At 71.0% G+C, this 12522-nt stretch carries 11 protein-coding genes; 4 read left to right on the top strand and 7 right to left on the bottom strand.

All coding sequences use genetic code 11. The annotated features are described in order from the left end of the window. Window positions 1–41 precede the first annotated feature (41 nt). Genes ACWV17_RS12225 through ACWV17_RS12215 form a run of 3 tightly spaced genes read right to left on the bottom strand, consistent with a single transcriptional unit; the run spans window position 42 to window position 3443 of the window. A complete protein-coding gene (locus tag ACWV17_RS12225) occupies window positions 42–788 on the bottom strand; it encodes a succinate dehydrogenase/fumarate reductase iron-sulfur subunit (RefSeq protein ID WP_455359678.1) in 747 nt (248 codons plus the stop codon). Beyond that, entirely contained in the window at window positions 785–2782 is a 1998-nt protein-coding gene (locus ACWV17_RS12220; RefSeq protein ID WP_455359677.1) for a fumarate reductase/succinate dehydrogenase flavoprotein subunit, read from the bottom strand. Before ACWV17_RS12220 ends, ACWV17_RS12225 begins: the two co-directional genes overlap by 4 nt. Before the next feature lies 1 nt (window position 2783). Further along, complete coding sequence (locus tag ACWV17_RS12215) at window positions 2784–3443, bottom strand: succinate dehydrogenase cytochrome b subunit (RefSeq protein WP_455359754.1); 660 nt, start codon at window positions 3441–3443, stop codon at window positions 2784–2786. A 178-nt stretch (window positions 3444–3621) separates the two neighbouring features. Here ACWV17_RS12215 and ACWV17_RS12210 point away from each other — a divergent pair, with 178 nt between their 5' ends. Then, complete coding sequence (locus ACWV17_RS12210; protein WP_455359676.1) at window positions 3622–4530, top strand: LysR family transcriptional regulator; 909 nt, start codon at window positions 3622–3624, stop codon at window positions 4528–4530. Here the strand turns inward: ACWV17_RS12210 and ACWV17_RS12205 are convergent. From ACWV17_RS12205 to ACWV17_RS12195, 3 genes are all read right to left on the bottom strand, one after another. Then, on the bottom strand, window positions 4500–6698 hold the full coding sequence (locus ACWV17_RS12205) for a putative bifunctional diguanylate cyclase/phosphodiesterase (protein ID WP_455359675.1): 2199 nt from the start codon (window positions 6696–6698) through the stop codon (window positions 4500–4502). The genes ACWV17_RS12210 and ACWV17_RS12205 overlap by 31 nt on opposite strands. After that, the gene (locus ACWV17_RS12200; RefSeq protein WP_455353335.1) at window positions 6695–7507 is read right to left on the bottom strand and encodes an SAM-dependent methyltransferase; all 813 of its coding nucleotides are present in this window, start codon (window positions 7505–7507) and stop codon (window positions 6695–6697) included. Before ACWV17_RS12200 ends, ACWV17_RS12205 begins: the two co-directional genes overlap by 4 nt. Window positions 7508–7728: 221 nt before the next feature. After that, a complete protein-coding gene (locus ACWV17_RS12195) occupies window positions 7729–8766 on the bottom strand; it encodes an SCO0930 family lipoprotein (RefSeq protein ID WP_455359674.1) in 1038 nt (345 codons plus the stop codon). Window positions 8767–8982: 216 nt separating this feature from the next. On the opposite strand from ACWV17_RS12195, the gene ACWV17_RS12190 reads away from it, so the two are divergent. The 3 genes from ACWV17_RS12190 (at window position 8983) to ACWV17_RS12180 (ending at window position 10944) form a co-directional block, all read left to right on the top strand. After that, on the top strand, window positions 8983–9441 hold the full coding sequence (locus ACWV17_RS12190; protein WP_455359673.1) for a hypothetical protein: 459 nt from the start codon (window positions 8983–8985) through the stop codon (window positions 9439–9441). Between the two features lie 45 nt (window positions 9442–9486). After that, window positions 9487–10281, top strand: coding sequence for a bestrophin-like domain (locus tag ACWV17_RS12185; protein ID WP_455359672.1), 795 nt, complete (start codon window positions 9487–9489; stop codon window positions 10279–10281). 141 nt (window positions 10282–10422) lie between these two features. Next, the gene (locus tag ACWV17_RS12180) at window positions 10423–10944 is read left to right on the top strand and encodes a hypothetical protein (protein WP_455359671.1); all 522 of its coding nucleotides are present in this window, start codon (window positions 10423–10425) and stop codon (window positions 10942–10944) included. 264 nt (window positions 10945–11208) lie between these two features. Here the strand turns inward: ACWV17_RS12180 and ACWV17_RS12175 are convergent, their stop codons facing one another. Further along, on the bottom strand, window positions 11209–12369 hold the full coding sequence (locus tag ACWV17_RS12175; protein ID WP_455359670.1) for a hypothetical protein: 1161 nt from the start codon (window positions 12367–12369) through the stop codon (window positions 11209–11211). Window positions 12370–12522: the final 153 nt, after the last annotated feature.

The raw sequence follows: 12522 nt of genomic DNA, 5'->3' as shown, positions 1-12522 counted from the left end.
GCGGCCCGTCCAGGGGCAGGTCGACTGGGACGCCCAGGACGTCAGCGGCTGACCTTGCGGGCCGCGCGCAGCCACTCCTTGTTCATCGCCGCGATGGACGGCAGCGGTATGCCCTTCGGGCAGGCCGTCGCGCACTCCCCCGTGTTGGTGCAGCCGCCGAAGCCCTCGGTGTCCATGGTGGCCACCATGTCGAGCACCCGGGTCTCGCGCTCCGGTGCCCCTTGCGGGAGGGAGTTCAGGTGTACCACCTTCGCCGAGGTGAAGAGCATCGCCGAGCCGTTGGGGCAGGCCGCGACGCACGCGCCGCAGCCGATGCACTCGGCATGCTCGAACGCCATGTCGGCGGCCGGCTTGGCCACCGGGGTGGCGTGTGCCTCCGGGGCGCTGCCGGTGGGGGCCGTGATGTAGCCGCCGGAGCCGATGATGCGGTCGAACGCCGAGCGGTCCACCACCAGGTCCTTCACGACCGGGAAGGCCGCGGCACGCCAGGGCTCGATGTCGATGGTGTCGCCGTCGGTGAAGTGCCGCATGTGGAGCTGGCAGGTGGTGGTGCGTTCGGGGCCGTGGGCCCGGCCGTTGATGACCATGCCGCAGGCGCCGCAGATGCCTTCGCGGCAGTCGTGGTCGAAGGCGACGGGTTCGTCGCCGCGCAGGATGAGTTCCTCGTTGAGGCTGTCGAGCATTTCCAGGAAGGACATGTCCTCGGAGATGTTCCTGACTTCGTACGTGGTCATCGCGCCGGCCTCGTCGGGCCCGCTCTGGCGCCAGATCCTGAGGGTGAGGTTCATGCGTAGCTCCGCTGGGTGGGGTGGACGTACTCGAAGACGAGGTCTTCGCGGTGCAGGACAGGTGCGGTGCCGGCGCCGGTGCTGTGTTTTCCAGGGGCGAAGCCCCCGGCCCCCCATTCCCACGCGGCCACGTACGAGAACTCCTCGTCGCGGCGCTCGGCCTCACCGCCCTCCGTCTGCGACTCCTCGCGGAAGTGGCCGCCGCAGGACTCGGTGCGGTGCAGCGCGTCCAGGCACATCAGCTCGGCGAGTTCGAGGTAGTCGGCGATGCGGTTGGCCTTCTCCAGCGACTGGTTGAGCTGCTCACCGGTGCCGGGGACCTTGATCCGGCGCCAGAACTCCTCGCGCAGGGCCGGGATCCGCTCCAGGGCCTTGCGCAGGCCGGAGTCCGTGCGGGCCATGCCGCATTCGTCCCAGAGGAGTTCGCCGAGTTCGCGGTGGAAGGAGTCGGGGGTGCGGTCGCCGTCGACCGAGAGGAGGAGGTTCAGCCGGTCCTCCGTCTCGGCCACGGCCTCCAGCACGGCCGGGTGGCCGGGCGGGACCTCGTCGTGCGGGTTCCGGGCGAGGTAGTCGTTGATGGTGGCCGGCAGGACGAAGTAGCCGTCGGCCAGGCCCTGCATCAGGGCGGAGGCGCCGAGCCGGTTCGCGCCGTGGTCGGAGAAGTTCGCCTCGCCGATGGCGAAAAGGCCCGGCACGGTGGTCTGGAGGTCGTAGTCGACCCACAGGCCGCCCATCGTGTAGTGGATCGCCGGATAGATCCGCATGGGAACCTCGTACGGGTTCTCGGCGGTGATCCGCTCGTACATCTCGAAGAGGTTGCCGTACTTCTCCTGGACCGCCGGCCGGCCCAGCCGGGCGATGGCATCGGCGAAGTCGAGGTAGACGCCCTGGCCGCCGGGCCCGACTCCGCGCCCTTCGTCGCAGACGTTCTTGGCGGCACGCGAGGCGATGTCGCGCGGCACCAGGTTGCCGAAGGCCGGGTAGATCCGCTCCAGGTAGTAGTCGCGCTCGTCCTCGGGTATCCGGTGCGGCGGACGCTGGTCGCCGCGCGCCTTGGGCACCCAGATCCGGCCGTCGTTGCGCAGCGACTCGCTCATCAGCGTCAGCTTGGACTGGTGGTCGCCGGAGCGCGGGATACAAGTGGGGTGGATCTGGGTGAAGCAGGGGTTGGCGAAGTAGGCGCCGCGCCGGTGGGCGCGCCAGATGGCGGTGGCGTTGGAGTTCTTGGCGTTGGTGGAGAGGTAGAAGACGTTGCCGTAGCCGCCGGTCGCGAGGACGACGGCATCGGCGAAGTGGGTGGTGATCCGTCCGCTGATGAGGTCGCGGGCGACGATTCCGCGGGCCCGCCCGTCGATGACGATCAGGTCGAGCATCTCGGTGCGCGGGTGCAGGGTCACGTGTCCGGCGGCGACCTCCTTGGACAGCGCCTGGTAGGCGCCGAGGAGGAGTTGCTGTCCGGTCTGCCCGCGGGCGTAGAAGGTACGGGAGACCTGGACGCCGCCGAAGGAACGGGTGTCGAGCAGGCCGCCGTACTCGCGGGCGAACGGCACGCCCTGGGCCACGCACTGGTCGATGATCTCCACCGAGACCTGGGCGAGGCGGTGGACGTTGGACTCGCGGGCCCGGAAGTCGCCGCCCTTGACGGTGTCGTAGAAGAGCCGTCGTACCGAGTCGCCGTCGTTGCGGTAGTTCTTGGCCGCGTTGATGCCGCCCTGGGCGGCGATCGAGTGGGCCCGGCGGGGCGAGTCCTGGTAGCAGAACTGCACCACGTTGTAGCCCTGTTCGGCGAGCGTGGCGCCCGCCGCGCCGCCGGCCAGGCCGGTGCCGACGACGATCACGGTGTGCTTGCGGCGGTTGGCCGGGTTGACCAGCCGGGCCTCGAAGCGGCGGCGGTCCCAGCGCTCCTCGACGGGGCCGGCCGGGGCCTTGGTGTCGGCGAGCGGTTCGCCGACCGTGTACGCGGTGTACTCGGTGCACTTGGTGTGCGCGTTCATGTCAGCCCACCCATCCGGTCATCACGGCGACCGGAACGCTCAGGAATCCGATGGTCAGTACGGCGGAGAGAGCCGCCGCCGCGGTCTTCAGTGCCTTGTCCCGGGAGGCGTTGTTCGCGCCCAGCGTCTGCGCCGCGCTCCAGAACCCGTGGTGGACGTGCAGGCAGAGCGCCAGTACGGCCACGATGTAGATCCCGCCGCCGTACCAGGTGGAGAAGGAGGCGACGACGTTCTCGTACGCCCGGCCGTGCTCGGCGTTCGGGTTCACCGTCAGCGTCGTGAGGTCGAGGATGTGCCAGACGATGAAGAGCCCGAGGATGACCCCGCCCCAGCGCATGGTCCGGGTGGCGTAGCTCGCGCGCTTCCGCTTCCGCCGGTACGGCGTGGGCCGGGCGGCGAGATCCCGGCGGCTGAGCTGGTACGCGGCGACGGCGTGCAGTACCACCGAGGCGACCAGCGCCACCCGGACGATCCACAGGAACCACTCGTGGTGCAGGACCGGCGAGCCGATGCTCCGCAGCCAGGCCGCGTAGCCGTTGAACTCCGCCGCCCCGAAGAAGATCTTGAGGTTGCCGAGCATGTGGGCGACGAGGTAGCCGAGCATCACCAGACCGGTGACGGCCATGACCGTCTTCTTGCCGACGGTCGAACGCCACAGCATCCGGACGAGGGATGGCCGGGCGGCGCCCGGCGGTGGTGTCGGCTCGATCGGCTTCGGGGGTCGGGGGCGGGTCGCGAGTGCCATGGACAGGACGCTAGGGCCCGGGCAGCCAAGAGGTCCAAGACATGATCCGGCTCATCTTGATAGGTGCAGACTATGCTGCCCCTACACTGGCCGGGTGCAGTTCCAGCAGCTCCTCTATTTCGTGGCGGTCGCCGAGACCCGGCATTTCACCCGGGCCGCCGAGCGCGTCCATGTCGCGCAGCCCTCTCTCTCCCAGCAGATCAGAGCGCTGGAGCGGGAGCTGGGGGCCGAACTGTTCAGCCGGGCGCGCGGCAATATCGCGCTGACCGAGGCGGGCGAGACCCTGCTGCCGCTGGCCCGCCGGATTCTGGCGGACGCCGACAACGCCCGCCACGAGGTCCAGGAGCTGGCCCAGCTGCGCCGGGGGCGAGTCCGGCTCGGCGCGACGCCGAGCCTGTGTACGGGGCTGCTGCCGGAGGTGCTGCGGGCCTTCCACACCCTGCACCCGGGAATCCGGCTGCTGATCGAGGAGGGCGGTTCGCACGATCTCGTACGCCATCTCGCCCGCGGCTCCCTGGACCTCGCGCTGGTCGTCCTGCCGCTGCCTCCGTCGGCCCCGGCGCTGACCACGGTCGAGCTGCTCCAGGAGGACCTGGTGGTGGTCTCCGCGGCCGCCGCCCCGCGCCCCGGCCGGGGCGGCACGGTACGGGTCGCGGACCTGCGGGACGAGCCGCTGGTGATGTTCCGGCACGGCTACGACCTGCGGGAGCTGACCGTCGCGGCCTGCCGGGCCGAGGGTTTCGAGCCGTCCTTCACCGTGGAGGGCGGCGAGATGGACGCCGTACTGGGCTTCGTCCGGGCCGGCCTGGGCCTCGCCGTGGTGCCCAGCATGGTCGCGGCCAGGGCCGGCCACGAGCTCCGGGCAACACCGCTGGCCCGGCCGGGACTGCGGCGGACGATCGCGCTCGCCCACCGCACCGACGTCGCCCCGCCCCGGGCCGCCCGGGAACTCCAGCGCGTCCTGCTGTCCCGTCAGACGGCGTCCGCCAGCACCAGCGAATGAATCCGGTCGGGCGCGCCGGGCCTGGCGTAGTACCAGCCCTGGGCCGTGTCGCAGCCGAGGGCGCGCAGCTGCTCGGCCTGCACCCCGGTCTCCACCCCCTCCACCGTCACCGCCAGCTCCAGGCTGTGCGCGAGCGAGACGATCCCTTCGACGATCTTGACGTCGACCGGGTCGGCGGGATGCTGCTGCATGCCGCGGGTGAACGACCGGTCCAGCTTGAGGACGCTCACCGGCAGCCTGCGCAGATTGGCCAGGTTGGAGTACCCGGTGCCGAAGTCGTCGAGAGCGATGTCCACGCCCATCTCGGCGAGCTGGCGCAGTGGCTTGAGCAGATCGTCGTCCGCGCCGATCAGCGCGGACTCGGTGACCTCCAGGCAGAGCGCTCCCGGTTCCAGCCCGGCCCGCTCCAGCACCCGCACGGTGTCGGAGACGAGACCCGGGTGGTGCAGCTGGGTCGGCGAGAGGTTCACATTGATGCGCAGCGGCCCGCCGTCGGCATGCCGCTGCTGCCAGAACCTGGCCTGCCGTACGGACTCCTCGAGCACCCAGCGGCCGAGCGGCACGATCAGTCCGGTGTGTTCGGCGAGCGGAATGAACCGGTCCGGACCGAGCACGCCGTGCTGCGGATGGCACCAGCGGACCAGCGCCTCGGCCCCGTGCACGCTCCCGTCCGAGAGGTGGACGAGCGGCTGGTACTCGATGAAGAACTCACCGCGCTCCAGGGCGGCGGGCAGGGCGGTGGTGAGGCCGTGCCGGGTGATGGCGCGGGCGTCGGCCTCGGCGTCGGCGAGCTCGAAGCGGTTGCCGCCGGCCGACTTGGCGCGGTACATGGTGATGTCGGCACTGCGCAGCACCTCCGCCGGTCCCCGTTCGCCCGCGGGCCCCTCGACGATGCCGATGCTCCCGCGCACGGTGATCTCACGGCCGTCGAGCCGGATGGGCGCCGAGAGCGCCGCCAGGATACGGGCGGCGAGTTCGTCCACCTCGCGCTCGGTGTGCTGTCCCGTGGTCAGGGCCACGAACTCGTCGCCGCCGAGCCGTGCCACCATCTCGCCGGGTGCGGTGGCGCAGCTCTGCAGCCGGTCCGCGACCTCGACCAGCAGCCGGTCGCCGGCCGAGTGGCCGAGGCTGTCGTTGACGGCCTTGAAGCCGTCGAGATCGAGGTAGCAGAGGCCGAAGCGCATCCCGTCACCGGCCGAGAGGGCCTTCTCCAGCCGCTCGAAGAACAGCGTCCGGTTGGGCAGCCCGGTCAGCGCGTCGTGGGTGGCCTCGTAGCGCAGCCGCAGGTTGAGCAGCCGCCGCTCGGTGGTGTCCTCCATCAGCGCCAGCTGGTACTGCGGACGGCCCTCGGCGTCGCGCAGCAGCGAGACGGTGAGGTTGGTCCACAGCACGGTGCCGTCGCCCCGGTAGTACGGCTTCTCGACCCGGTAGTGGTCGCGCTCGCCCCGCACCAGTTCGCCGTACAGGTTCCACACGTGCGGCGCGTCCTCCGGATGGCCCCAGTCGCTCACGTTCCTGGTGCGGACGGCGGAGTCGAGGCCGCCGAACATCTGCATCAGCGTGTCGTTGACCTCCAGGACGTTGCCTTCGAGGTCCGCGATCCCTATGCCGACCGCCGCGCCCTCGAACACCGCCCGGAAACGCTCCTCGCTGGCGTGCAGCGCCTGCTGGGCGTCACTGCGGGCGGCCATGGCGGAGCGGGCGATGGCCTCCTGCTCGGTGAGCGTGCGCTCGCGCAGGGCGCGCGCGAAGCCGGCGGCGAGCGCGTGCTGAAGGCGGGCGCAGCGGGCCCGGCACTCGTCGGGGGCGAGTCCGCCGCCGGGGCCGCCGGGGCCGCCCGAGTCGCCGCAGTACAGCACGAGGTAGGCGTCGACGACGCCGAGCGTCCGGCTGAGGGCGTCCGGGTCGGTGCAGTGCATGCCGACCAGCCCCGCGCCCACCTCCTGGGCGGGCGAGGGGTCGAAGGGGCGCGCGTGCAGCGCCCCGCTCAGGGTGCGGGCGAGGGGCAGCAGACGTTGTTCGAACTCGGGGCGGGTCAGGGACGTGGCGGTGGCCGGGAAGATGGCCCGGCTCCAGATCGTCGCGAACCGTCTGAGTCTGCCCTCGGGTCCGTCCGGTTCCTCGGCGGCGGAACCCGCTGCGCCCGCCGCCTCCGCTGGCGTGCTCACGCCTTGCGTCCCACCCCTGCGAAGCCGGAGAAGGCGTACGGGTCCTCCTGGGCGGCGGGCGTGTCGGGCCGCCACAACGGCATGGAGACCAGACCGGGTTCGACCATCTCGAACCCGTCGAAGAAGGCGGCGATCTCGTCGCGTGGACGCATGATCAGCGGATTGCGGATGCTCCTGTACACGCTGACCGCTCCGTCGGCCGTCTCCTCGGGCAGCGGAATCCCTTCGAACGAGGCGTGGGTGAGGATGAGCAGGCTGCCGGGTGCGAGCGCGTCCCGCAGCTCCGCCACGGCGGCGCGCGGGTCGTCGGCGTCCTCGATGAAGTGGAGTACGGCGACGAGGAGCAGGGCCACCGGCCGGTCGAGGTCGAGGAGCTCGCCCACCACGGGGCTGGTCAGGATCTCCCGCGGCTTGCGCAGATCGGCGGCCGCGATGCCCGCCCGTTCGTTGCCCTCCAGGACGGCCCGGCTGTGCGCGACCGCGACCGGGTCGTGGTCGACGTACACCACGCGTGCCTCGTCGCTGGCCGCCTGGGCGACCTCGTGGACGTTGCCGAAGGTGGGGATGCCGGAGCCGATGTCCAGGAACTGGGTGACGCCCTGGTCCACCGCGAAGCGCACGGCCCGGCGCATGAACGCCCGGTTGGCCTGCATGATCTTGGGCAGGCCCGGAATGGATGCCATCGCCTTGCGGGCGGCTTCCCGGTCCACTTCGAAGTTGTGCGAACCGCCCAGGTAGTAGTCGTAAATGCGGGAAACGCTCGGAACCGATATGTCGATACCGGGCGGGGCCCAGGCGGGACGCTCCATCTATCTCTCCAAGGCGTAGGCGTAGGCGTAGTCGTTGTCCGAGCCGAGGCTACTGATCGTTCGCCAACAGAGCGAGCCAAAACGGAAATTGGCGATCCGTTCTTGGTCACAGGACAACGGCACGTGCACACACCCGAACGGCCCGTCACACCCGAGGAATCGGGGTGACGGGCCGCCCGGCCGGTGCGCACGCGGCGTGGGGACACCGCATCCATGTCGCTCTACTTGGGCGCTCCGACCAGCTTTCCGTTGGGCGATACGGCGTACCAGGTGCCGCCCACGCCCTGCCCGTTGGTGTCGCCGGGCTTCGAGTCGCCCGAGAAGGTGTAGATCGGCCAGCAGTCGATGGTCTGCTGCTTGATGCCGTCGGGGCGGTCGAAGGTCACGAAACCCTTCTTCAGGATGGCCGCGTCGATGCTGTTCTTCTCGACCGGCTCGACGACCGGCCACTTCTCCAGGCAGGCGCCGGTGCACGCGGTCTTCATCGGCCAGGCGGAGTCCTTCTCGAACCGGTAGACCGTCATGCCGTTCTTGTCGACCACGATCTCGCCGAGCTTGGGGTCGTTGCGGACGGAAAGGCCGGCCTTCTCGACCGCGTCGCCGCCGGCTTCCTCGCCGCCTTCGCCGCCCTCGCCGGCCTCGTAGTCACCGCCACCGCCGCCGCCGGCCGCGCCGGGTGCCGCCTTCTTCCCGTCGGGGGCGGACGCGAACCAGGTGCCGCCCACGCCCTGGCCGTTGGTGTCGCCGGCCTTGGTGTCCTTGGCGTACCGGTACATGGGCCAGCCGTCGATGGTCAGCTGCTTGCTGCCGTCGGCCCGGGTGACCTCGCCGAGGAGTGTGGCGTCGGTGCCGGGCGCGGCCTTCGCGTCGCCCGCCGCGACCACGGGCCACGTCTTCGCACAGTCGCCCTCGCAATTCGACTTGGGCGGGTTGGGCGTGTCCTTGTCGAAGCGGTAGAGCGTGAAGCCCTCGCTGTCGGTGAGCACCTTGCCGAGCTTCTTGCTGTCCAGCACCGCGAGCTGCCCCGCCGCCTTCGGCTTGGTGGCGGCGCCGGAGTCCGAGCCGTACGCGCCGCCGGAACCGTATCCGTTCTCCGCGGGCTGCTGAGCGGGGTTGGCGGCTCCCACGGCCTGGCCGTTGGGGGACTGCGTTCCGTTCTCCTGACCGCACGCCGTCGTCAGCGTCATCACAGCCATTGCCGTCACCGCGAGCGAGGCGCTCCGCCAGGCCCGGGAGGCACTCCCAAATTGATGCGGCATGTCAACTCCTGCTGATCGCATATCGGTTCGGCGCGTCTTGCGCCGTACTTGGTCCTAGGTACGCGTGGCAGCGGTGGATGCGTTCAACGAGTTCCAAGAAATCTTTTCGCCCCATGCCCGAGTGTCCTCAAACGCAAAGCGGAAGAACTCCCACCATCAGGCGAATCGGGTACTGCTCCGGCGTGCCGCGCACCGCGCCGGATCATGCTCCCGCTCGTGTACCGACCCTTTGTCAGGCGGCTGTTGACGGTTTCCGCCCTCGTCTGGGCAGTGCTCGCCGCCACCCCCGCGGTGGCGGACAACTGCTCCCGCGCCTCGATCTCGCTGAACGGCGAGGCCCCGCCCGGCGACCTGGTGGCCATCGCGGGCAACTGCACCGCCGGCCCGACCCGCCGCCCGCCGCCTCCGCCACCACCACCTCCGCCGCCCCCGCCACCGCCGGTACGGGAGCCACCACCGCCGCCTCCTCCCCCTCCCCCTCCCCCTCCTCCGCCGCCGCCGGCGCCCTCGCCGACCCCGACGGTGCGCCCGACGCCCTCGCCCACTCCGGTCGCCCGGCCGGCGTACCGCAAACCGGCTCGCAAGGTGCCGCAGAGCGGGCCGTCCCTGGTGTCGCTGACGCTGCTCGTCACCGCGCCCGCGGTCCTCGCCGTGGCGGCGCTCCGCCCCCGCTAGTCCCCTGGTCCCTGGTCTTCGGTCCCTGGTCTTCGGAGGTTCCTCTTGTCGGAATGGATTGTTCTGTCCCTCGCGATGGCCGCCGCCTGCGCGGTCGTCCTCACCATCGCCGTCATCAACAACCGCCTGGTCAGCGAGGACGACGACCCGTCCGAGACGCCGGACGTCATCGAGTACATGACGATGATGATCGGCGTGGTGTACGCCATCGTCCTCGGTCTCGCCATCGCGGGCGTCTGGGAGGCCCGGAGCGCCGCACAGGAGTACGTACGCCAGGAGGCGCAGGCCCTGCACGAGGTCCACGCCCGCTCCGAGGTCTACCCGCCCGCGGTCCGGGCCCGGATCCGGGCCGACGTGGACGCCTATGTCACCCATGTCGTCGACACCGAGTGGAAGGTGATGGCGGAACACGGCCGGCTCACCGAACGGGGCACCGAGCTGCTTCAGCAGGTCCGGCGTGACGTCACCGACTACGAGCCGAGGACCGACCACGAGGGCCAGGCCTACCAGCCCCTGGTCGACCAGGTGGCGGCCGCCGACGACGCACGGGGATCCCGTGGCGAGAGCGTCGGCGCCACCATGCCGGGGGTCGTCTGGTTCGGCCTGATCGCCGGTGCACTGGTCACGGTCGGTCTGATCTTCACCCTGCAGATCCGCAGGTCCTTCCGCGAACTGCTGCTGGCCGGCCTGTTCAGCGCGCTGATCGCGTTTCTGCTCTTCCTGATCTGGAACTTCGACGCCCCGTACGGCCGGGACGTCTCGGCCCCGGACGGCCCCTTCGCCGAGCTGTTTCCCTTCGTCCGGGACCACGTCCTGTCCATCGGCGGTCCGATCCCCTGACCGGCGGACCCGTGTGACCCATTCGCGCGACCCCGATCGCGGGTGAGCGGGCGCACACCTAGCGTTTCCGGCATCGAGGTGCATGACAGCCATATGCGGAAAAAGGTTCCGCAGCTGCTCCTCGGGGACCCGGAGGACCACATGCGCGCGATACGTGTCGCGTCGGCCGCTCTGCTCGGCCTCGCCGCTCTCCCACTCACCGCTCCGCCCGCGACGGCCACCGACGCCAAGGTCACGTCGTTCGGCTTCAGCCTCAGCCCCGCGTCCATCGCCCCGGGCGGCCAGGTCACGCTCGGCGTGACGAACTGCGGCGCTCCCACGGCCAGCGCCTCGTCCAGCATCTTCGACACTGTCACGATCCCCAACAACGGCAGTGTCAGAGTCACGATCGACGGCGACGCCAGGCGCGGGGCCCTGTACTCGGTGACGTTCACCTGCAGGGGCGAGGCCGGCATGATCGACCTCGCCATCGCCGGTGGCGCCACACCGGCCCCGAGGCCGCCTGTCCCGGCCACCACCGCGCAGGGAGTCCGGGGCGGGCTGGGCGGCAGCGTCGGCGGGGTCAACGCCACCGAGATCGCCGCGGGTGGCGCGCTCTTCGTTCTCGCGGTCGCCGGCACGGTGTACGTCGTACGCCGCCGCGCCGGCCACCGGCACCACTGATCCAGCAGTTTCCCGAACCCAGTCCCTGAACCGCCCGTCGGGGGGAAGGAGGGAGAGGGAGAGGGGGGGGGGGGGGGGGGGGGGGGGGGGGGGGGGGGGGGGGGGGGGGGGAAAAACAACCAAAGAAGAAAACAAACCCCCCCCCCCCCCCCCCCCTCCCCCCCCCTCTCCCCCCCCCCCCCCCCCCCCCCCCCCCCCCCCCCCCCCCCCCACCCTCCCTTCTTCCGACGGGCGGTTCAGGGACTGACCTGGAGGTTCGGCCGGTCAGACCCGACCACCGACTGCGCGGCGGCGGCGCATCACGTACACGCCACCACCGATGGCCGCCGTGGCGACCAGTCCGGCGCCGACCGCGACCTCGGTGGTGGTCGGGCCGAGCGAGCCGCCGATACCGCCGGCGGCGCCGCGGGCCGACAGCACGGTGAACTGGGCGGTCGCGAAGCGCGAGCCGTTGCCACCGCGGCCGTCGTTGTTCCCGTTCCCGCCCCGGCCGTCGTTGTTCCCGTTCCCACCACGGCCGTCGTTGTTCCCGTTCCCACCACGGCCGTCATTGCCGTTCCCGCCCCGGCCGTCGTTGTCCCCGTTCCCACCACGGCCGTCGTTGTTCCCGTTCCCACCACGGCCATCGTTGCCATTACCCCCGCGGCCGTCGTTGTCCCCGTTACCGCCACGGCCGTCATTGCCGTTACCCCCGCGGCCGTCGTTGCCGAAGCCATTGCCGCCGAAGCCGTTACCGCCAAAGCCGTCGCCGCCCCGGCCGTCACCGCCGAAGCCGTTGCCGCCCCGGCCATCACCGCCGAAGCCGTTGCCGCCCCGGCCATCTCCGCCGAAACCGTTGCCGCCCCGGCCATCTCCGCCAAAGCCGTTGCCATCCCTGCCGTTACCGCCCCGGCCGTCACCGCCGAAGCCGTTGCCCCCGAAACCGTCACCGCCCCGGCCGTCACCGCCGAAGCCATTGCCCCCGAAACCATTGCCCCCGAAGCCGTCGACACCGAGGCCATTGCCCCCAAGCACAAAGCCGTCACCGCCAAGGCCGGTTCCGCTGCCGCTACCGCCCCCGACGAAGCCGTCGGCGAGCGGGCCGTTGCCGCGCGAACCGTTGCGGCTCACGCCCTCGTGGCACTGAACGGCCAGCGTGTGCTGCCCCGGGGACGCGAAGTCGTTGATCCGGACCCTGGCGAATCCGACCCGGCCCGAGGACAGTTCGGCGCGGGGAAACGTCCCGTCATTGGACAGCACGTAACCGCCACGGTCACAGCCGGTGGCACTCACCTGAAGCGTGCCGCCCTGGAACACCTGCCGGGGATTGACAGTGATATTGCTCGGCCCGCCGTTTCCACCGCTCGGTGACGCACCGTTCGGGGCATTGGTGCCCGTCGCCACCGGGGCGGAGAGCGCGACCGCGGCGCAGGCGGCGGCGATCACCGGGAAAGCGCGTGAAGCACGCATGTGAACCTCCATAAGGGAAGCGCCCCAGGGCGGTGCCCCGGGAGAGATTCGACGAGAGCGCGTCCCATGACGAACACTCACCGGAGTGGGTATTCACCGCATTCCGGCACAGGATCACCGGCTGCAGCG

This window comes from Streptomyces mabaensis (genome assembly GCF_053763515.1).
Note: the sequence above shows the minus strand (reverse complement) of the source record. Positions and strands in the feature narration are given on the sequence as shown.